General features: G+C 75.8%; 13 protein-coding genes. 10 read left to right on the forward strand and 3 right to left on the reverse strand.

Annotated features, from left to right (window positions below; all coding sequences use genetic code 11):
* Positions 1-226 precede the first annotated feature (226 nt).
* The gene (locus ACZ7JZ_RS35230) at positions 227-3,577 is read right to left on the reverse strand and encodes a S8 family peptidase (RefSeq protein WP_470947025.1); all 3,351 of its coding nucleotides are present in this window, start codon (positions 3,575-3,577) and stop codon (positions 227-229) included.
* A 206-nt stretch (positions 3,578-3,783) separates the two neighbouring features.
* Between ACZ7JZ_RS35230 and ACZ7JZ_RS35235 the strand changes: the two genes are divergently transcribed.
* The gene (locus ACZ7JZ_RS35235) at positions 3,784-7,224 is read left to right on the forward strand and encodes a BTAD domain-containing putative transcriptional regulator (RefSeq protein ID WP_470947028.1); all 3,441 of its coding nucleotides are present in this window, start codon (positions 3,784-3,786) and stop codon (positions 7,222-7,224) included.
* A gap of 220 nt (positions 7,225-7,444) precedes the next feature.
* Here the strand turns inward: ACZ7JZ_RS35235 and ACZ7JZ_RS35240 are convergent, their stop codons facing one another.
* Entirely contained in the window at positions 7,445-8,320 is an 876-nt protein-coding gene (locus tag ACZ7JZ_RS35240) for a catalase (protein WP_470947031.1), read from the reverse strand.
* A 129-nt stretch (positions 8,321-8,449) separates the two neighbouring features.
* Here ACZ7JZ_RS35240 and ACZ7JZ_RS35245 point away from each other — a divergent pair, with 129 nt between their 5' ends.
* From ACZ7JZ_RS35245 to ACZ7JZ_RS35285, 9 genes are all read left to right on the forward strand, one after another.
* A complete protein-coding gene (locus ACZ7JZ_RS35245) occupies positions 8,450-11,191 on the forward strand; it encodes an AAA family ATPase (RefSeq protein ID WP_470947034.1) in 2,742 nt (913 codons plus the stop codon).
* A 103-nt stretch (positions 11,192-11,294) separates the two neighbouring features.
* Positions 11,295-12,800: a GMC family oxidoreductase gene (locus tag ACZ7JZ_RS35250; RefSeq protein ID WP_470947036.1), complete on the forward strand. Its 1,506-nt coding sequence runs from the start codon at positions 11,295-11,297 to the stop codon at positions 12,798-12,800.
* An 85-nt stretch (positions 12,801-12,885) separates the two neighbouring features.
* On the forward strand, positions 12,886-14,409 hold the full coding sequence (locus ACZ7JZ_RS35255; RefSeq protein ID WP_470947038.1) for a GMC family oxidoreductase: 1,524 nt from the start codon (positions 12,886-12,888) through the stop codon (positions 14,407-14,409).
* Between the two features lie 96 nt (positions 14,410-14,505).
* A complete protein-coding gene (locus ACZ7JZ_RS35260) occupies positions 14,506-15,621 on the forward strand; it encodes an NAD(P)-dependent alcohol dehydrogenase (RefSeq protein WP_470947040.1) in 1,116 nt (371 codons plus the stop codon).
* A gap of 137 nt (positions 15,622-15,758) precedes the next feature.
* Positions 15,759-16,625, forward strand: a complete 867-nt coding sequence (locus tag ACZ7JZ_RS35265; protein WP_470947043.1) for an alpha/beta fold hydrolase — start codon at positions 15,759-15,761, stop codon at positions 16,623-16,625.
* Positions 16,626-16,672: 47 nt separating this feature from the next.
* Positions 16,673-17,251 (forward strand): NADPH-dependent FMN reductase, encoded by a 579-nt coding sequence (locus tag ACZ7JZ_RS35270; protein WP_470947046.1) that lies wholly within the window; start codon positions 16,673-16,675, stop codon positions 17,249-17,251.
* A gap of 87 nt (positions 17,252-17,338) precedes the next feature.
* Positions 17,339-18,760 carry an aldehyde dehydrogenase family protein gene (locus ACZ7JZ_RS35275; RefSeq protein WP_470947049.1) on the forward strand — a complete coding sequence of 474 codons (1,422 nt, stop codon included), beginning with the start codon at positions 17,339-17,341 and terminating at the stop codon, positions 18,758-18,760.
* Between the two features lie 15 nt (positions 18,761-18,775).
* Positions 18,776-19,423: an antibiotic biosynthesis monooxygenase gene (locus ACZ7JZ_RS35280; RefSeq protein ID WP_470947051.1), complete on the forward strand. Its 648-nt coding sequence runs from the start codon at positions 18,776-18,778 to the stop codon at positions 19,421-19,423.
* Entirely contained in the window at positions 19,402-19,890 is a 489-nt protein-coding gene (locus ACZ7JZ_RS35285) for a nuclear transport factor 2 family protein (protein WP_470947054.1), read from the forward strand. Before ACZ7JZ_RS35280 ends, ACZ7JZ_RS35285 begins: the two co-directional genes overlap by 22 nt.
* 79 nt (positions 19,891-19,969) lie before the next feature.
* Here the strand turns inward: ACZ7JZ_RS35285 and ACZ7JZ_RS35290 are convergent.
* A partial coding sequence (locus ACZ7JZ_RS35290; RefSeq protein WP_470947056.1) for a DUF4394 domain-containing protein occupies positions 19,970-20,575 on the reverse strand: 606 nt, incomplete at its 5' end.

A 20,575-nucleotide genomic window follows, 5' to 3' on the forward strand; every position in this document is an offset into this window, starting at 1 on the left:
CCGACGCCGGCGCCGTAGGACTCACCCTCGAACCCACCGGAGGATCCCCCCAACCCACCACCGAACCCCTCCTCCTGATGACCCTCCCCGCCTGAGCGCGCTCCCGACCGATGACGAGGCGGACGGGCGGCTCGGCGGGCACGCGCACAGCGTGCCCGCGCGGAGGGCCCGGCTCCGCGGGGTGCGGGGCCGGGCCCTGGCGGTGGTGTGCGGGCCGGTGCTCAGGTCACCGGACGAGCCGGTAGGCGTTGGTGACCGTCTGCCGGGCCGTGTTGCCCTGCTTGTCCTTCACGTCCACGCGGAGGGTGACGCCTCCGGCGGTCGCCGGGTGCTTGACGGTCGCCGAGCGGGCGCCCTTCGCGTCGGTGGCGACGGTCAGGGGCTTCCAGGTGCGGCCGCCGTCGTAGGAGACGTTCACGGTGAGCGCGGCGAGCTGTCCGGGTGCGGCGGCGGCGCCGGCCACGTGCAGGGGCAGCTTGAGGGTGCTGCCGGTCTTGGCCGTCCCGTCGAGGGCGAGCGCCGGGGCGATCCGTACGGTCGACAGGGGCAGGCGGGCGCCGCGGTCGGGGGCCTTGGCCGAGGTGAACGTCCACACGCCGGTCACCTTCGTGCTGATGGCGGTGTCCTTGGCGGGCCGGGTCGCCTCCTCGGTGAGCTTGTAGACCGCGGACGCGGCCGGGACCTCGGCGGTGAGCCACTCGCCGGGGCGCGCCTGGGCGAGGATCCGCCCGCCGGACTCCAGGCGGCTGGAGCCGCCGGACAGGACGGGGGTGCCCGCGTGCCCGGCGCCGTCGACGAACAGCAGCACGTTGGCGTCGAGGGTGTTGCCGTAGCGGTTGGCTCCCTGCTGGTCGGGGTTCGCGGCCAGGTCGGGGCCGATGACGCCCTTGTTGAACTCCAGGGTGTAGCGCCCGCCCGGCTTGTAGGCGGCGGGGCCTTCGCTGTAGGTGACGCGCGCGGCGCCCTGCGCGTCGGCCTGGGTGGCCGTCCAGTTCCACTGGACGCCGGTGGTGCTCATGTACTGGGTTCCGGACACCGGCAGGGTGCGCTGCATGGTGGAGATCGGTCCGGCGCTGAAGCCGTCCGGGGCCGAGGCGCTGATGTCCACCAGGCCCTTGGCGCCGGTGACGGAGGACCCGAAGCCGAACTTCACCGCGGCGAGGTCGGCGAGGGCGACCGTGCGGGTGAGGCCGGTGAACCAGCTGCCGGCGCGGTGGAAGGCGAGCCGGTAGTCGGTGGTCGGCGCGGCGGGCGAGCGCCAGACTCCGGCCAGCTGGGACTGCATCCCGCTGTCGGCCGCGCCGAGTGCGGCGGTGCGGAACTGCGTCGTGCCGTCGATCACCCAGCTGCCGCTGACGATCGCGTCCTTGTCGTAGTACCCGACGGTGGCGCTGACGAGCTTGGCGGTGCGGTCGGGGGCGGTGACGGCGAACGGCTTGGCCGCGCGGGCGTCGAGGACGACAGTGCTCTTCGCGGCCACCTTCAGGACCGGCTGGACGAAGACCGCCGTGCGGTTCCCGCTGCCGGGGCTGAAGATCTGGCCCTCCAGCTGGTACTCGCCCCTGGGCAGGCGCATGACGGCCGTACCGGGCTCCTTGTACGGGACCGCCCGGCGCTCCTGTCCGTCGCTGCCCGCCGTGGTGAACTGGGTGAAGTAGCTGTCGGCGGGCCTGCCGGCGTCGTCGAGGTGGCGCAGCGTCACGTCGTACGACTCGATCTCGCGCACGGCGGCCAGACCGGTCCGTACGGACTGGCCGCCGCCGGCCGCCAGGACGGTGCCGCCGAAGGAGCCGTCCTTGGTGCCCTTGCGGGTGTCGACGGTGACGGTGGTCTTCGCGGTGCCGCCGGCCGGGACGGTGAGCTTGGCGTCCTTGACGGTGAACATCCCGGCGGGGGCCGGGCGGCCCGCCGCGTCGGTGCCGGCGGCGGTCAGGGCGAGGGTGACGGGCGCGGTGCCGGTGTTGCGGTAGGTGAGGGTCTTGGCGACCGGTTTGTCGTCGGCGTGCGGCCACAGGTGGGTGCCGAAGTCGAGCGAGCCGGGCTCCGAGACCACGGAGGCGGTGCGCGCGCGGTTCAGGTCGGCCCGGCCGGCGCCCTGCTGGTGGGCGTTCAGCTCGGGGCGCGGGGTGGCCGAGCCGGTCAGCAGGGACTTCAGGCGGGCGCCGCTCCAGCCGGGGTGCTGCTGGAGCAGCAGGGCGGCCGCGCCCGCGACGTGCGGGGTGGCCATGGAGGTGCCGGACATGGCGGTGTAGCCGCTGCCGCCGGTCGCGCCGCCCTGGGTGCTGGCGGCGGCGGTGATGTCGACGCCGGGGGCCGTGATGTCGGGCTTGGTCAGGCCGGTGGCGGTCGGGCCGCGGCTGGAGAACTCCGCGATCTTGTCCTGGTGGTCCACCGCGCCGACGGTGAGGGCCGCGGGGGCGCTGCCGGGCGAGGTGATCGTGCCGGGCTTGTCGCCCTCGTTGCCGGCCGCGATGACGAACAGGGCCTTGGCGGAGAGCTTCGCGACCGCCGCCTCCATCGGGTCGACCTCGGGTTCGTCTCCGGCGACGATGCTCATGTTGACGATCTTCGCGCCCTGGTCGGTGGCCCACTGCATGCCGGCGACGATCTCCGACTCGCTGCCGAAGCCGTCGTCGCCGAGGACCTTGCCGTCGAGCAGGCGGGCGCCGGGGGCGACTCCCTTGTACTTGCCGGCCGATTTGGCGCCCGAGCCGGCGACGGTGGAGGCCACGTGCGTGCCGTGGCCGTGGCGGTCCTTCGCGTCGGGCGAGCTGCTGAAGTTCTTCTCGGCCACCTCCACGCCCTTGAGGTCGGGGTGGGTCTGGTCGACGCCGGTGTCCAGCACCGCGACCTTGACGCCCTTGCCGGTGTATCCGGCCTTCCACATCGAGGGCGCGCCGATCTGCGCGGTGCTCTTGTCCAGGGCCGCCCGGACCCGGCCGTCCAGCCACAGCCGGGCGACGGGCGCCGCGGAGAAGGCCGCGGGACCCCGGCCCGCGAGCTGCGACCACAGGCCGCCGGCCGCGGACTTGGGCGATTCGACCGCCTCCCCGTCGACGGCGGGCAGCGGCTTGCGGTCCCGCGCGGAGCCGGCCAGTGCCTGGCCGAAGGCGCTGGGGACCCGGGCCCCGGCGCCGTCCCGGCGGTACGAGACGATCAGCGGCAGCGTGCTGCGGCGCGCGTCGTCGTACCCGGCCGCGACCAGCCCGGCGACGTCGAACAGCCGCCGGTCCAGGACCCCCTGGTCCAGCAGGCGCAGCGCGTCCTGCGGGATGACGTACGTGTGCCCGGACGTCCGCCGGACCGAGAAGACCATGCCCTCGCGGCCCTTCCCCCGCTCGATCCGCGCGACCGAACCGTCCGCCGCCACGGCCACCCGGTCACCGGTGACCAGCGTGACGGTGGCCGCGGGCGCGGCGGGCTTCTTCTTCCCCTGGTGGGCGGTCGCCTGCTTCCCCTGGCGGGCGGCCGGTCTAGCCGCCCCGGGCTGCCCTGCGGCCATGGCCGCCGCACCCGTCCCCCCGATCAGCGACGCCGCCACCGCGGCGGCGAGCGCCGCCGTCCTCACCTTCGACACAGGTATCACCTGTGGTCCCCCACTCTCCATGCGCATGCCGGACTTTCACCCGGTACCACGCGTCGCGGGGGCCTTCGGTTCTCCGGTTCCGGAAATTTGTGGATCTTGCGCTCGGGACGGGCCGGGCCGGGTGGGGCGATCCGGCCAGGTCACGCGGCGTGTCGGTTAGGATTCCTCCCTTATGCATCGGACGGCCGGGGGGCGACGTGACGGGCTCGCAGGATGAGCGGGAGGCGGCCGCCGGCACGGTCCGGTCCACGCTCCGGTTCACGTTCCTGAGCGGTGTCGAGGCGCTCCGGGACGGGCAGCCGCTGCCTCTGGGGCCGCCCCAGCGCAGGGCGGTGCTGTGCGCGCTGGCGCTGCGGCGGGGGCAGTGGGTGTCCACGCAGAACCTGCTCGCGGCGCTGTACGAGGAGTCCGCGCCCGCGAGTGGTGCCGGGGTGATCCAGACCCATGTGGCCGGGCTGCGGCGGGTGCTGGAGCCGGAGCGCAGACCGCGGGCCGCGGCCACCGTCCTGCTGTCGGGGCACGGCGGATACCAGCTGCGGATCGGGGACGAGCAGACCGACCTCGGCGTGTTCGAGAGGCTGGTCTCCGAGGGGGAGCGGGCCCGCGGGCGCTCCGAGTGGCAGGCGGCCGAGGGGTTCTACGACCAGGCGCTGCGGCTGTACAGCGGGGAACCGCTCGCCGGCGTGCCGGGGCCCTACGCCGCCGTGTGGCGGGCGGCTCTGACCGAGCGCCGGCTCGCCGTGCAGGAGGACGCCCTCGACCTCGCGATCACGCTCGGGCGGTCCGACTCCGTGATCGACCGCCTGCGGGTGCTGACGGCCGAGCACCCGCTGCGCGAGCGCCCCCGCGCCCTGCTGATGCGCGCGCTGCACCAGGCCGGCCGCAGTTCCGATGCGCTGGACGTGTACGCGCGGACCCGGCGGCTCCTGGCCGACGAGCTGGGCGTCGATCCGGGGCGGGAGCTGCGCACGCTGCACAGCCTGATCCTGTCCGGACCCGCCGAGCAGGCCCCGGGCGCGCGGGAGGAGGCCGCCCCGGCCGCCCCGGTCCGCGCGGCGGCGCCCGCCGTCCCGTCCGGCCCCCGCAGGCCCGCCCCGGAGGAGGCCCCGTTCGTCGAACGGGAGGAGCAGCTCGCCGTACTCGCGTCGCTGGCCGGGCGCGCAGCGGCGGGCGAAGGCGGGCTGGTGCTCGTCTCCGGTATCTACGGGCACGGCAAGTCGCGCTTCCTCGCGGAGGCCGCCCGCCTGGTGCCCGGTGCGCGCCAGGTCGGCCTGCCGAGGGGGGCCGCCTCCGCCGGGGGCGCGCCCCTCGGTCTGCTGAACGCGGTCCTCGAACGCCTCCGGCCCGGCGCGGGTACCGGCCGTGCGGACGGCTCCGCCGTCCTGCGGGCCGACCGGACCGACGACGAGCTGGCGCAGGAGGCGGCCGGCCTGCTCGCCGACAGCGCCGCGGGGGGCCCGCTGGTCCTGCTCGTGGACGACGTGCTGTGCATCGACGAGCGCTCGCTGAAGGTGCTGACGCTGCTGGCCCAGCGGCTGCACGCCACCCGCGTCCTGCTGGTGCTGGCGCTGGAGGACCGGCCGTGGGATCCGCAGGCGTACCGGCAGACCCTGGACCTGGGGAACGTCGCCTCGGCGGCGCTGTACCTCGGCAGGTTCAGCGCATCCGCGATCGCCGCCCTGGCCGCGCCGCGGACGGCCGCCGCGCACCCGGCCCCGCAGGCCGCGGAGTTCGCCGGCAGCGTCCACCGGGCGACGGCCGGCATTCCCCTGCTCGTCACCGCACTGGTCGCGGACCTGTCCGCGATGCCCGGCGCCGGGCTCCCGCACGTGCCCGAGCACGCCCCGGACGTCCGCTTCCAGCGGGCGCTGGCCCTGATGCTGGACAACTACACCGACAGCCGGGCCCTGCTGCTGCGGGCCGTCGCCGTCCTGCACGAGCAGCAGCCGACGCCCGAGCTGCTCGCGGCGGTGTGCGGGGAGTCCGCGGCCACGGTCCGGGAGCGGTGCGAGCGCCTGGCGGCGAGCGGCGTCCTGGCCGCGGCGAACCCGCCGGCCTTCCGCCACCCGCTGCTCCCCAACACCCTGCGCTGGCTGTGCTCGCCGGAGGAGAACGCCCAGCTCCGGGTGGCCGCCGCCCGGTTCTCCCTGGCCTCGGGGCGCAGCGCGCGGGAGACGGCGCGGTACCTGGACGCGCTGACGGGCACGCAGTGGTCCGAGTGGACGGCCGTACTGGTCGACGCGGCGGACGAGTGCCTGCGGCAGCACGAGGTCAGGGAGGCCCTGGACCACCTGCAGGCCGCCCTGCGGATCGCGGGCCCGGACCGGCGCGCCGCCGTGCTCGTCCAGCTCGGCCAGCTGGAGCTGTGGGTGAACCCGGCCGCATCCCTGACCCACCTGCGCGAGGCGCTCACGGAGCAGCGCGCCGCGCGGGAGGAGCCCACCGCGCTGATCCCGCTGGCCTGGACCATGGCCTCGAACCGGCAGGCCGGCGCCGCGCTCGCGCTCATGGACGAGGTGATCGCCGAGACCGGGCGGCGGGATCCGGCTGCGGCGCAGGCCGCCCGGGCCTCCTGCTGGATGGTGGCCGCGCTCACCCACGAGAACTGGACGGCGGTCGTGGGGCGGCTGCGCGCGGAGCGGGCCGCCGGGCACGGCGGGGACCCGGTGGCGGACGCCGTCCTCACCTGGGACGACACCTACCAGGTGAGGTACAGCGCCGCGGAGGCGCTCGCGCGCTTCCCCGCGGAGTGCCACGAGGACGGGGCCTGGGAGAAGCTGCCCCGGGAGGTCGTGGGCATCCTCACGCACATCGCCAAGTGGGCCGGGCAGTTCACCTTCGCCGGACAGCTGAGCGACCTCTACGAGGACCACTACTTCGGCACCATGGACATCTACCGCCGCATCATGCGCTCGGAGGTCCACATGCGCAGCGGCGACTACCGCAAGGCGCTCGTCACCTGCGCACCCGTGGCCGGGCTGCCCCTCGCGCAGGTTCCGCGCCGCCCCGCCGCGCTCGTCGCCCAGTACGCGCAGGCCCTCCTGGGCCTGGGACGGGTGGCCGAGGCCGAGGAGCAGCTCGACAGCGCGACGGAGCACGTCAACGCCGAGACCTGGGAGCTGACCGTCGTGAAGTGGGTGCGCGCCCTGCTCTGTTCCGCGCGCGGCCAGGCCCACCAGGCGGCCGCCCTCTTCATCGACTGCGGGCGGCGCCACGCCGCCTGGGGGCTGCACAACCCCGGCTACCTCGCCTGGCGCAGCGCAGCCGCCATGGAACTGCTGAAGACGGGCGAACGCGAGCGCGCCAGGGAGCTGGCGGCCTCGGAACTCGCCCTCGCGCAGCGGTGGGACACCCCCGTGGCGCTCGGGCGGGCCTGGCGGGCCGTGGCGCTGGCGTCGGCCGAGGAGGAGGTGCTGCCGCTCCTGGAGCGGGCGGTGGACCACCTGCGCGGCACCGAGGCGGTGACCGAGCTGGTCGCCGCCCTGACGGACCTGGGCCGGGCCCGCCTCGAACGCGGCGGGGCGCGGCGCGCCCGCGAGGTCCTGGCCGAGGCCCGCGGGCTCGCCGAACCGCGGGGGCTGGTCCTGTCGGTCCGCGAGATCGACGGGCTCCTGGACGGCGCGTCCGGCACCGGCTGAGGTCCGCCGCGGCCCGCGGCGGGGCGTTCGGAGGACGTTGAGAGCACGTTCAGTACGGACTGCAAGGCTTTGGCCATGATCCCCACGAGGAGGCGGGCCGGTCCGGCGGGCCCGGACGGCCCGCGCACGGACGCCGTACGCGCCGGAGCAGTACGTACCGGAGCGCTGCGCACGGGAGCCGTGCGCGTCGCGGTCCCGCGCGCGGGCGTCCGCGGCCGGTTCAGCCGCGCCGCTGCCGCTGCGCAGCCGCGTACGCGGCGCTGCGGTCCCGCACCAGCCGGTCGAGCGGGGCGGCGATCCCCGGCGGCAGGCGCAGCGGATCGAAGGCGGGCTCCCCGGCGGGGGCCCCGGCCCGGTCGAGGATGAGGGTCCCCAGCACCGCGGTCTGCTCCGAGGACCACAGCCGGGTGGGGTCGTGCACCTCGTCCCCGGCCGCGGGCAGGTGGGCGACGAGGTCGAATCCGGCCGGGAGTTCCGCGGCCAGTCCGGCGCGGAGGTGGTCGCGCGGCCGGCTGCGGGCCTCCTCGGGGGACAGCGGCTGCGCCGGGCGGTGGGGCCGCCAGCCCAGCCGGGCCCACCGGGTCGTACCGGCGGGGTCCACCAGACCGAACGCGTGGACCGAGTGGTAGGACAGGCCCGTGAAGCCCGCTGCCGGGCGGGCCTGCCGGGCCAGGTCCAGGGCCGCGGCCGCCTCGGGGTGGCGGGCGGCGTAGGCGGGGACGGCCGAGGCCGGGTCCGGGGAGTTGGCGGCCCGGAGGAACTCGACCATGTCCGCCCCGGTCCGGGCGAAGAAGACCGGCAGGGTGAACATCACCAGGTCGAGGCCGCCGATCCGGGCGGCCATGCCGTGGTCCGACGGATCGCCGTCGTGGCCGTCCGCGCCGCCGAGCGTGCTGGAGAACCGGACCGCGGCGGGGGTGCCCGGCCCGGCGAAGACCCCGGCCGTGCTCAGGGCGGCGGCGGTCCCGGAGGGGGTGAACGCGCCGGCCGCCCAGGCGCCGCGGGTGTGCAGGAGGCGGTCGCCCGGATCGGCGCCCGTGGCCGCGGCCACCTGCCCGGCGATCCGGGCGCCTTCGTCGAGTGCAGTACTGGTCATGGCGGTGACGGTAGGCGGCCCTGCCGGGCGGGCGCATCGGTCACCGTATCCGCCGCACCTCGTGCGGCGCCCCCCGCCCACGGCTGGGGGAAACGTTTTGACGTACGTGGAACAGCGGGGAGCACGGAAGTGGAACTGTACGGACGGGACCGGGAGCGGCAGGAGCTCGACGGACTCCTCGAGGAGGCCCGGCGGGGCGGCGGGTCGGCCCTGGTGCTCTGGGGCGACCCCGGCATCGGCAAGACCGCGCTCCTCGAGTACGCAGCCGCCCGCGCGGCCGGCTTCACCGTCCTGGGCTGCCGCGGCAGCCGGATGGAGTCCAAGCTGGCCTTCGCCGCCCTGCACGGGCTGCTGTGGCCCCTCGCCGACCGGATCGCCGCCCTCCCCCCGCCGCAGGCCGAGGCGCTCCGCGGCGCCCTGGGGCACACCCGGCAGACCGCGGACCGCTTCCTCATCGGGGTGGCGACCCTCACCCTGCTGACCGGACTCGCCGCCCGGCAGCCCCTGTTGATCACCGTGGACGACACGGACCAGCTCGACGAGCCGACCTCCGAATGCCTGGCCTTCGTCGCGCGGCGGCTGCACAACTCGCCCGTCGCGATGCTGCTCACCGCGCACGGCGATCCGGCGGCCGGCGGCCCCTGGGAGGGGCGGCGCGCGCTCGCCGTACCCCCGCTGGACGATGCCGACGCGGCCCGGCTGGTGCGTGCGGCGCGGCCCGCGGCGGCCGAGGAGGCCGTACGCCGCACGGTCGCGGCCGCCTGCGGGAACCCGCTCGCGCTCCGGGAGCTGCCCGGCCCCGCCGGCTCCGGCGAACGGCTGCCCGTGGGCCCCCGGCTGCGCCGCGCCTTCGGAGCCCATACCGCGGCCCTCTCCCCCGCCGCCCGCTCCCTGCTGCTCGTGGCCGCGGCGGAGGACCGGGGCGACCAGCGCCTGGTGCGCAGGGCGGCCGCCGCGGCCGGGGCCGGTACGGCGGCCTGGGACGAGGTGCTGCGCTCGGGCCTGCTCGCCGTCCGGGGCTCCGTGCTCCGCTTCAGCGCGCCGCTGGTGGGGGCCGTCGTCTACGACGCGGCGTCCTTCGCCGACCGCCAGGCGGCCCACCGGGCCCTGGCCGGGGCCCTCGACGAGGACGCCGCAGCCGGGGGCGGCAGCGCCGAGGGGCCCGCGGAGGGGCTGCGGGCCTGGCACCTGGCCGCGGCCGCCGACACGGCCGACGAGGCGGTGGCGGACCTGCTGGAGGACACCGCGCGCCACGACTCGGCCGCGGGAGGCAACGCCTCGGCCGCCCGCGCCCTGCTGCGGGCCGCCGAACTGTCCCCCGACCCCGCCGACTCGGCCCGCCGCCTGTCCCTCGGCGCCCTGGCCGCCTGGGAGTGCGGACAGGTCGGCCGGGCCCGGGAGCTGCTCGCCGAGGCGGGGCGGCTGGCGTCCGCACAGACCGTGGCGCAGGACAGCGGCGGGCTCGGCGGGCTCATCGAGTTCGCCCACGGCGACCAGGAGGCCGCGCACCGGCTGCTGCTGCGCGACGCGCACTCGGTGTCCGACCGGACCAGGGCCGTGGAACTGGCCTGCCTGGCCGTGCGGGCGGCCTGGGCCGCCGGCTCCCCGGACCGGCAGGCCGCGGCCCTGCGCCGGGTGGCGGAGCTGACCCGCGGCGCGGACACCCCGGAGGCGGCCGTGCTGTCCGCACTCGCACCGTGGTGGAGCGGCGAGCCGGCCGCACCCCCGGACGCACCCCCGCTCACCGCCCATGCGGCGGATCCGCTCGGCACCGTGTCCTGGCGGCTGGTGCCGCCCGCACCGCTCGCCGCGGCCTGGGGTGCCGAACAGGCCCTCTCCGAGGCCCTCGACCGCAAGCTGGAGGCGATGCGCCGCACCGACGCGGCGAGCGCACTGGTGCTGACGGTGCCGCAGACGGCCACCCTGGACATCCTCGCCGGCCGCTGGGACCGGGCCCGGGCCAGCGCCGCCGAGATGCTGCGCACGGCCGAGGAGATCGGCGCCGACCACGCGGCCTCGCAGTGCCGCAACTCCCTCGGCTGGCTGGCTGCCCTGCGCGGAGACGCACAGGAGGCCGACGAACTCGGCGCGCTGACACTGCAGTTGTCGGTGCCGCGGCGGGTCCGCGCACTGACCGCAGCCGTCTACTGGAACAGGGGCCAGGCGGCCCTGTTCACCGGACGCGCCGAGGAGGCACTGGAGCTGCTGGTCCGCCTGGCCGAACCCGGCCACGAGGCGGCCCACGCCACCTTCGCGCTGCTCGCCGCCGCCGACACGGTGGAAGCCGCCGTCCGGGCTGGCCGCCCCGCGGCCGGCGGCGCCGCGGCCGAAGCCCTCGGCGCCTGGGCGCGGCGTACGGGCGCCCCCTGGGCGGTGGCCGCGGCGCATCGCAGCACGGCCCTCCTGCGGGGCGGCGACCGGGCCCAGGAGTGGTTCGAGCGGGCGCTGGAGGTGCCCGGGGCCGCCGACCGGCCGTTCTGGCACGCCCGTACCCGCCTTTTGTACGGGGAGTGGCTGCGCCGGGCGAAGCAGCGGACCGGGGCCCGGCGGCAGCTGGCCGCCGCAGCGGAGGCCTTCGAGCGGCTAGGCGCCCTGCCGCTGCTGGCGCGGGCGCGCAGCGAGCAGGAGCTGACCGGGCCCCCGGCGCGGACGGCCGGTGCGGGCGGGGAGTGCGCCCTGACGCCCCAGGAGCTGCGGGTGGCGAGGCTGGCCGCGGAGGGGCTCACCAACAAGGAGATCGCCGGCCGCCTCCTCATCAGCCCCCGCACGGTGGGCCACCACCTGTCCAACGTGTTCCCCAAGCTCGGGATCGCCGCCCGCTCGGAGCTGGCCCGCGTGGACTTCGACAACGGGCTGCGGCTGACCGCGTAGGGGCGCCGGAGGCCGCGCGGACCGTGACGGGCAGGTGGCCCGCGCACGGCGACGGATACGGTGACCGATGCCGGAACCGGCGCGCCTGCCTAGCGTCCTCGGCATGAACGACACAGCCTTCACCACCATCGTCGTCGGGGGCGGTTCCGCCGGAGCCGTCCTGGCGGCGCGCCTCACCGAGCGCCCCGGCCGCCGCGTGCTCCTCCTGGAGGCCGGTCCCGCCTACGCACCGGACGCCTACCCCGAAGCGGTGGCCGACAGCTCCGTGCTCGGCGGGTGGACCGGCCACGACTGGGGACTGCGCTCCGAGCCCGGATACATCGGCCACTCCGTGGATGCCTTCCGCGGCAAGGTCCTCGGCGGCAGTTCGGCGGTCAACGGCTCCGTCGCGGTCCGCTCCCTGCCCTCGGACTTCGCCCGCTGGTCGCAGCGCGGGCTGGAGGGCTGGACGTACGAGGACCTCCTGCCGGCGTTCAAGGCACTGGAGGCCACGGAGGCCGGCGACGAGGAGTTCCACGGCCGCAGCGGTCCGCTCCCCGTCACCCAGCTCACCCGGGACGGGCTCAGCACCATGCAGCGCGCGTTCGTGGACGCGGCGCTGGCCGAGGGGATCCCGGCCGCCGACGACTTCAACGGGGCCGACCCGCACGGCGTGGGGCCGTACCCGATGAACGTACGCGACGGGGTGCGCGTCAACACCGGCATGGCCTACCTGACCGGGGAGGTCCGCGCCCGGCCCCAGCTGGAGATCCGGGGCGGCGCCCTGGTCGACCGGGTGCTCTTCGAGGGCGGGACGGCCGTCGGCGTGCTCCTCGCCGACGGTACGCAGGTGCGCGCCGCCGAGGTGATCCTCAGCGCGGGCGCGTACGGGAGCGCGGCGGTCCTGCTGCGGTCCGGCATCGGCCCGGCGGAGGACCTGCGGGCGCTGGGCATCCCGGTGGTGGCCGACCTCCCGGTGGGCCGCGGTCTGCAGGACCACCCCTTCTTCTACAACGCGTACGCCGCCGACCCCGACCGGATCGGCGGGCAGACCCCCGTGATCGGCGCGAAGTCCTGGACCGCCAGCTCGGCCGCCGCCGCGGGCGAACTGGACCTGCACGTCACCGCGACCCACCTGTTCGACCACTCCGCCAGCCCGACCGGGGTCGGCTTCGTCCTCGCCGTCGCCCTGGTCCGCCCGCAGTCCCGCGGCACCCTCACCCTGGTCAGCCGGGACCCGCAGGACGCACCGCGGATCGACCTCAACCTCCTCGCCGAGCCCGAGGACCGCCGCCGGCTCCTCGAGGGCGTCCGGCTCGCCCGCCGGCTGGGGGCCGCCCGGCCGCTGGCCGACCTGGTCGAGCGCGAGCTCAACCCGGGCCCGCAGGCGCAGGACGACGCCGCGGTCCTGGAATCCGTACGGACCACCCTGGACACCTACCACCACCCCACGTCCACGGCCCCCATGGGCGCCGACGGGGACCCCGCGGCGGTCACCGACCGGCTCGGCGCGGTCCGCACCGTGACCGGACTGCGCGTGGTCGACGCCTCGATCTTCCCCGACGTCCCCTCCGCGGCCACCAACCTCACGGTCCTCGCCGCCGCGGAGCACATCGCCCGCCGGATCTGAACCCGCCGGGCCCGGCCGGTTCAGATCCGGCGGGCCCCGGCGGCGCGGGCACAGCAGACAGCACGACGGAAACGAAGGAACGGCAATGAGCAGCAACGAGTACGACAACATCGTCGTGGGCGCCGGATCGGCCGGTGCGGTGGTCGCACGGCGCCTGGTGGACGCGGGCCGCAGGGTGCTCCTCCTGGAAGCGGGCCCCGTGGACGACACCGAGGCCATCCACGACCCGGCCGGCTCGGTCCAGCTCTGGAACAGCGAGTGGGACTGGGCCTTCCAGACCGAGCCGCAGACGCACGCGGACGGCCGCCGGCTGCCCTGGCCGCGCGGGAAGGGACTGGGCGGCTCCAGCTCGTTCAACGGCATGATCTACGTCCGGGGCGCCGCGGCGGACTACGACTCCTGGGCCTACCAGGGCGCGGCGGGCTGGTCCTGGCAGGACGTCGAGCCGTACTTCCGGCGCATGGAGGACTTCGCCGGGGGCCCGGCGGGCGGGCGCGGTACGGGCGGTCCGCTGCACGTGCAGCGCAACCCCGGGCCGGACGCCCTGGTGCGGTCCTGGGTGGCGGCGGCCCGGGAGTACGGCCTGCGCTTCAACGAGGCCTACAACAGCGGGGACCAGCACGGGGTCAGCTACACCGAGCACACCATCCGCAACCGCCGCCGCCAGTCGACGTGGGTGGCCTACGGCCGCCCCGTGCAGGACGACCCCCTGCTGACCGTGGTCACCGGCGCGCTGGTGACCCGGATCCTGTTCGACGGCGACCGCGCGGCCGGCATCGCCTACACCGCCGGCGGCGGGGAGCACACCGCCCGGGCGCTGGGCGACGTGGTCCTGTCCGGCGGCGTGTTCGGCACCCCGCAGCTGCTGATGCTGTCGGGCATCGGCCCGGCCGACCACCTGCGCGGCTTCGGCCTGCGGGTCCGGGCGGACCTGCCGGGCGTGGGCCGCAACCTCCAGGACCACTGGTCGGCCCCGCTGGTCTGGAAGTCCCGCCGGCCCCTGCCGGCCTGGGCGGCGCAGGGCCTGGAGGCCCACTACTTCGCCTCGACCCGCCCGGGCCTGCCGGTACCCGACATCCAGCCGCTGTTCCTGTCGTTCCCCTACCCCGTGCCCGGGGCCGACCTCCCGGAACACGGCTTCTCCGCGGTGGGCCAGCTGCTGCACCCGCACAGCCGCGGCGAGGTCCGGCTGCGCTCCGCCGACCCGGCGGCCCCGCTGGTCCTGGACCCGCGGGTGTTCTCCGACCCGCGCGACCTGGAGACGCTCGTCGACAGCCTCGAGGCGCTCCGCGACATCGCCGGCCGGGACGCGCTGGCCGAATGGAACGCAGGCGAGGTGCTGCCCGGCCCCGGGACGGCGACCCGGGCGCAGCTGCGCGACCACGTGCGCGCCACGGTCGTCTCCGGACACCACCAGATCGGCACGGCCCGGATGGGCCTGGACGCGCTGTCCGTCGTCGACCCCGAGCTGCGGGTCCACGGGGTGGAGAACCTCCGCGTCGCCGACGCCTCGGTCATGCCGCACGAGCCCAGCGGCAACACCAACGCCCCCAGCATCATGATCGGCGAGAAGGCCGCCGACCTCGTGCTGGGCCGGACGGCCCGCTGACCGCCTCCCGCGGTCCCGTCGCGCCCTCCCCGTGCCGTCCTCCCGACCCGTACGGCACCCCGCACACCCCGAACCCGAGAAGGCGAGCGCTCCACCATGCCCACACCCGTCACCGCCGCCGTGTCCCGCGACCCCGGCGGGGGGTTCCTCGTCGAGGAGCTGACGCTCGAAGACCCGCGCCCGGACGAGGTGCTGGTCCGCTACGAGGCCGCCGGCATCTGCCACACCGACCTGGAGGCGGCCGCCGGCCGGCTGCCCACCCCGCACCCGGTCGTCCTGGGCCACGAGGGCGCCGGTACCGTCGAGGCCGTCGGCGCGGCCGTGACCGGCTTCGCACCGGGGGACCGGGTCGTACTGAGCCTGGACTCGTGCGGCGCCTGCCGCAACTGCGCGGCGGGCCAACCCGCCTACTGCGAGCGGCACATACCGCTCAACTTCCACTCCCGCCGCCCGGACGGCTCGACGGGTCTGCGCGATGCCGCCGGCCGGCCGGTCCACGACCACTTCTTCGGCCAGTCCTCCTTCGCCTCGTACGGCCTGGCCCGCCCCCGGAGCCTGGTCAGGGTCGACGGCGCGGACCTGTCCCCGGCCCTGCTGGCCCCCCTGGGCTGCGGGCTGATCACCGGGGCCGGAGCCGTCTTCAACTCCCTGCGCGTGCAGCCCGCGGGCACCGTGGCCGTCTTCGGCCTCGGCACCGTCGGCCTCGCCGCCCTGATGGCCGCCGCGGCCTGCGGCGCGGCCCGTATCATCGCCGTCGACCTGAAGCCCGAACGCCTGGCACTGGCACAGCAGTTGGGCGCCACGGACGTGGTGAACGCCACCACGGCCGATACCGCCGCCGCGGTGCTGGACCTCACCGGCGGCCGCGGGGTGGACTACAGCGTGGAGTCCACCGGCGCCGTCCCCGTGATGAACGCCGCCGTCGCGGTCCTCGCACCCCTCGGCGCGGCCGCCGTCCTCGGCGTGGCCGGCCTGGACGCGGGACTCGAGGCGAACGCCTTCGAGCTCCTCAAGGGCCGCACCGTCACCGGGTCCGTCATGGGCCACCAGGCACCGGCCGTACTCATCCCCCGCCTGCTGGACCTCCACCGGCAGGGCCGCTTCCCGCTGGACCGCCTCGTCACCGCGTACCCACTGGCGGACGTCGACCGCGCCGTCGCCGATGTCGGGGCCGGCCGCACGGTCAAGGCCGTCCTCACCCACCACGCTTGACCACACCCGCCCCGCGCGACCAGCCGGACCACCGGCCCGGCGGACCGCACCCCCGCCCCGTGAGCCGCTGCTCCCGCACCCGCCGTACCCGTCGCACCCCTCGCGCAGCACGCGCGCGTATCTCCCGAAGGAACCACGTGAGCACGTTCAAGCCCTCCCGCCGCACCCTCGCCGCCGCCGCCACCGCCGCGCTCGCCACGGCCGTCTCCGCCGCCTCCCTGTCCTTCGCCCTCCCCGACCGGGGAACCGACCAGGTCAGCAGCAGCGGCAGCGCCAGCGCCGACAAGGGCGCCAAGCCCACCGTCGTCCTGGTCCACGGCGCCTTCGCCGGCGCCTCCGGCTGGGACGCGGCCGCCGACCGGCTGCGCAGCCGGGGCTTCAAGGTCAAGGCCGTGGCCAACCCGCTGCGGGGCCCGGCGTACGACGCCGCCTACCTGCAGGCCCAGCTCGCGGGCACGAAGGGCCCCAAGATCCTGGTCGGCCACTCCTACGGCGGCGCCGTCATCACCAACGCCGCGCACGCCGTCCCCGGGGTCAAGGCCCTCGTGTACATCGCCGCGTTCATCCCCGAGAAGGGCGAGTCCCTCGGCCGGCTGATGGAGGAGCACCCCGACACGAGCGTCCCCCCGCTGCCCCAGGCGCCGTTCCGCTTCACCGCCCCCGACGGCACCGCCTCGACCGAGGTGCTGCTCGACCCCGCGCGCTTCCGCGCGGCCTTCGCCGCCGACCTCCCGGCCCGGACCGCCGCCCGGATGGCGGCCTCCCAGCGGCCGATCTCGGCGGAGGCCTTCGGCCAGCCGGTCGGGAACGCCGCCTGGAAGACCCTCCCCTCCTGGGCCCTGGTGGCCAGGAACGACCAGGCCATCGGAAGCAGCCTGGAGCGCTTCATGGCCCGGCGCGCCGGTGCCCGCACCACGGAGGTCGACGGCTCGCACGCCGTCATGGTCAGCCGCCCCGACGCCGTCGCGGACCTGGTCGACCGGGCCCACCGGGCCACCCGCTGACCCTCCCCCGCACCGCCCCTCCCCCGCACCACCGAACGGAACCGTCCATGTCCCCCAAGACCTTCCTCGCCCTCTCCGGCAGCCTGCGCCGGACCTCCCACAACACCGGCCTCCTGCACGCCGTACGGGCCCTGGCCCCGGCCGGCGTCACCGTCGAGCTCTACCAGGGGCTGGGCGCCCTCCCCTTCTTCGACCAGGACCTGGAGGCCGGGACGGCACCGGCCGCCGTCACGGAACTGCGCCGCCGGGTGCGGGAGGCCGACGGCGTCATCATCGCCACGCCCGAGTACAACTCCGCCGTACCCGGCGTGCTCGTCAACGCCCTCGACTGGCTCTCCCGCCCCTCCGAAGGCGAACCCGCCCTGCAGGACAAGCCCACCGCCATCCTCGGCGCCTCCCCCTCGCGGTTCGGCACCGCCCGCGGCCAGCTGGTCCTGCGCCAGATCCTCCACCGCATCCAGGCCCCCGTGGTGGCCCACCCCGAGGTCACCGTCTCGGCATCCCACCTGCACTTCGACGCCGACGGCTCCTTCAACGGCGACGACTTCACCGAAAGCCTCCTGCGGGCCCTGCTGGCCGAGCTGGTCCTGCTGGCGGAGCACAGAACCCTGGCCCTGAAGGGCTGATCCGCACCCGGCGCCCCGCCGGGTGCGGACCCCCGCAACCCCCGCTCGGGGAACCCGAGCACCCGCACCCGAACGAGACAGGACCCCATGCAGCACGCCCGCAACCTCATCGACGGCCAGTGGGTCGACTCCGCCCGCCGGACCGCATCGCACAACCCCTCCACCGGCCAGGTGCTCGGCACCTTCGCCGACGCCGGGGCGGACGAGGCGGCGGCAGCGGTCGCCGCCGCCCGCCGCGCCTTCGACACCACCGACTGGGCCCGCGACCGCACCCTGCGCGCCCGGGCGCTCTTCGAGATGGCCGACCGGCTGGCCGCCCGCCGCGACGAGTTCGTCACGATGCTCGCCCGCGAGAACGGCAAGATCCTCCAGGAGGCGGCCTTCGAGATCGACCTGACGGTCCCGAAGCTCCGGTACTACGCCGCCCTCGCCCTGAGCGACCACGGCAGCTCGGCCGAGGTCCGCCCCGGCCTGTACTCCATGACGCTCCGCGAGGGCGCGGGCGTCGCCGCCGTCATCGCCCCGTGGAACTCGCCCGTCGTCCTCGCCGTGCGCTCCTTCGCCCCCGCCCTGGCCGCCGGCTGCACCGTGGCCATGAAGCTCCCGGGCCAGACCGGCCTGGTCAACGGGCTGCTCAGCGAGGTCATCGCCGAGACCGAGAGCCTGCCGGCGGGCGTGGTGAACGTCTTCACCGAGTCGGGCAACGAGGGCGCCCCGCTGCTCGTCAGCTCCCCGGACGTGGACGTCGTCAGCTACACAGGCTCCACCGCGGTCGGCCGCGTCATCGCCGCGAACGCCGCGCCCACCCTCAAGGCCCTCTCCCTGGAGCTCGGCGGCAAGAGCCCGATGATCGTCTTCGACGATGCCGACCTGGACGCCGCCGTCCCCGTCCTCACCAAGGCGGTCACCACCTTCACCGGCCAGTTCTGCATGACCGGGAGCCGGATCCTGGTGCAGAGCGGGATCGCCGACGAACTGCGCCGCCGCCTGACCGAAGCGCTGCGGGCCGTCAGGGTCGGCCCCGGAGACGACCCGGCCAGCGAGATGGGGCCGCTCATCGACGAACACAACGCCCGGCGCGTCGAGGGCGTCGTCGCCGATGCGGCCGCGTACGCGAAGGTCCTCGTGCACGGCGGGCGCGACGGGGCGTTCCTGTCCCCCTCCCTGGTGGAGGTGGACGACGTGCACGCCCCGGTCGTGCAGCAGGAGGTGTTCGGGCCGGTCGCCACCTTCGAGGTCTTCGGCACCGAGGCGGAGGCCGTCTCCCGGGCCAACGCCACGGAGTTCGGCCTGGCGGCCTCGGTCTGGACCCGCGATGTGGACCGGCCGCTGCGCGTCGGGCGCGAGCTCGCCGCCGGGACGGTGTGGACCAACACGTGGGCCGTCGTCCACGACATGTTCGAGGAGGGCGGCTTCAAGCAGTCCGGTGTGGGCCGCCTGAACGGCGTGCGCGGCCTGGAGGAGTTCCAGGAGACCAAGCACTACGTCCACGCGGCGCCCCGCGCCTGAAGCGCGGCCGGCCCGATGCGCCGTCCGGACGGGAGTTCCGCGACCGCCCGCCCCCGGGGCACCGGCCCCGCCTCTCCCGGGGGCCGGGCCCTGGTCGCGGCCCGCACCGTCGAGCCCGGCCACGAGGAGGAGTTCCGGCAGTGGGCGAAGGACGTGCTGGCCGCGGCCGCCACGGTCCCCGGCCACCTGGGGAGCGGTCTCTTCGGGCCCGCCGGCGACGGCGGGCCGTGGATCATCGTCCACCGGTTCCGGGACGGGGAGGCGCTGGCCGGCTGGCTCGCCTCCCCGCGGCGGGCCGGGCTCTTCGCCCCGCGCGAGGCGCACCGCCACCACGAGGTCGCGCGCCGCGAACTGGCGGGCGTCGAGGCCTGGTTCGCCGGGCCGGGCGGGCCGCCGGCGCCTCCGCCCCGCTGGAAGACAGCGGTGAGCTCCGCCATCGGGATCTTCCCGATCTCCCTGCTCGGCAGCCTCTACCTCACCCCCCGGCTGGACCCCCTGCCCCCGGTGGCGAGGACCGCCGTCTTCGCCCTGCTGTTCAGCGTGCTGATGACCTACGCGGCCATGCCCGCCGTCACCCGCGTCCTGCGCCGGTGGCTCCAGCCCCGGCCCCGTACCACCCACCCCTCCCTGAAGGAGCACCCGTGTCCGACACCACCCCGTTGAGCCCCCTCGACCGGTTCGAGATCTTCGAACAGCTCGCCCTCCACCAGCGCTGCATCGACCGCGACGCGAGCCGCGAGTCCGCCGACGCGTACGTCGGCCTGTACTGGCCCGAGGCCACGTTCACCGTCCACGACCTGCGCAGCCAGACCTTCACCGGCCCCGAGGGGCTCAAGGCCCTCTACGACTACGCGCACAGCGTGTTCCCGCTGGAGAAGTGGTTCCACGAGGTCGGCTGGTTCGAGATCACCGGCGCGGGGGACTGCGCCGCCGTCTCCTGGCGCTGGCAGGTCAACTGGAAGGAGGGCCGCGAAGGGGTGGTGTCCAGCGGCACCTACCGGGACCGCTTCGAGCGGCGGGACGGTGTGTGGAAGGTGGTCGAGCGGATCTCGGACGTCGACCCGAACTGGCCCGCGGCCCTCTTCCAGCCGTACGCCGACCGCCAGGACGAGCTCTTCCGAGCCTCCTGACCCGGCTCCCGCACCGGGGATCCGGCCGCGACCGGCCCGGGCGCAGCGGGGTGCTGTGCCCGGGCCGGTCGCGACGGGGCTACTTCTGGTTGAGGGGCAGGGCCAGGTCGGTGACCTGGTGCTTCTTCGGGAAGGCGCCCTTGGCGGTGGCCTTGCCGGTCAGTACGTCGACGGAGTACAGGCGGTACGAGCCGCCGTTTGCGATGGTCGCGAAGCCGTGGTTGGCCCCGGTCGCAGGGTCGGAGTAGATGTCGAATCCGGCGTCGGGCGCGGCGTCCAGGCCGAGGTTCCCGGTCGGGGCGAGGGTGCCGGCGTTGGCCGGGGACTGCAGGGAGACGCGGTCGGCCGTCGTGTCGAGGTCGAAGAGCGTGGTCGCGGTGGCCGTGTTCAGGTCGTTGTTGGTGTAGGCGGCGCCGGTGACGCCCGTGGCGGTGGACGGCGGCACGGTCGGGTTGGTGAGGGTGCCGTCGACGGTGGTGGTGAGCGGGGCGGCGGGGTCGTCGATGTTGTGCCGCAGGTTCTGCCCGGTGTCGGAGAGGACGCGCAGGCGGTTGGCGGCGGGGTTGAAGTCGACACCGAACGCGGCGCCGGCCAGGGCCGCGGTCAGCTGGGACACCTTGACGGCCTTGGCGTTGGTGGTGCTCAGGGTGTAGATGCCGCCCTTGTCGCCGACGCCGTACAGCTT

This window comes from Streptomyces sp. NPDC038213, assembly GCF_055600495.1.

Coding starts and splice junctions, on each gene's coding strand:
- ACZ7JZ_RS35240 (WP_470947031.1), bottom strand. CDS start 8,320: ATGACCAGTACTGCACTCGACGAAGGCGCCCGGATCGCCGGGCAGGTG.
- ACZ7JZ_RS35250 (WP_470947036.1), top strand. CDS start 11,295: ATGAACGACACAGCCTTCACCACCATCGTCGTCGGGGGCGGTTCCGCC.
- ACZ7JZ_RS35255 (WP_470947038.1), top strand. CDS start 12,886: ATGAGCAGCAACGAGTACGACAACATCGTCGTGGGCGCCGGATCGGCC.
- ACZ7JZ_RS35260 (WP_470947040.1), top strand. CDS start 14,506: ATGCCCACACCCGTCACCGCCGCCGTGTCCCGCGACCCCGGCGGGGGG.
- ACZ7JZ_RS35270 (WP_470947046.1), top strand. CDS start 16,673: ATGTCCCCCAAGACCTTCCTCGCCCTCTCCGGCAGCCTGCGCCGGACC.
- ACZ7JZ_RS35275 (WP_470947049.1), top strand. CDS start 17,339: ATGCAGCACGCCCGCAACCTCATCGACGGCCAGTGGGTCGACTCCGCC.
- ACZ7JZ_RS35280 (WP_470947051.1), top strand. CDS start 18,776: ATGCGCCGTCCGGACGGGAGTTCCGCGACCGCCCGCCCCCGGGGCACC.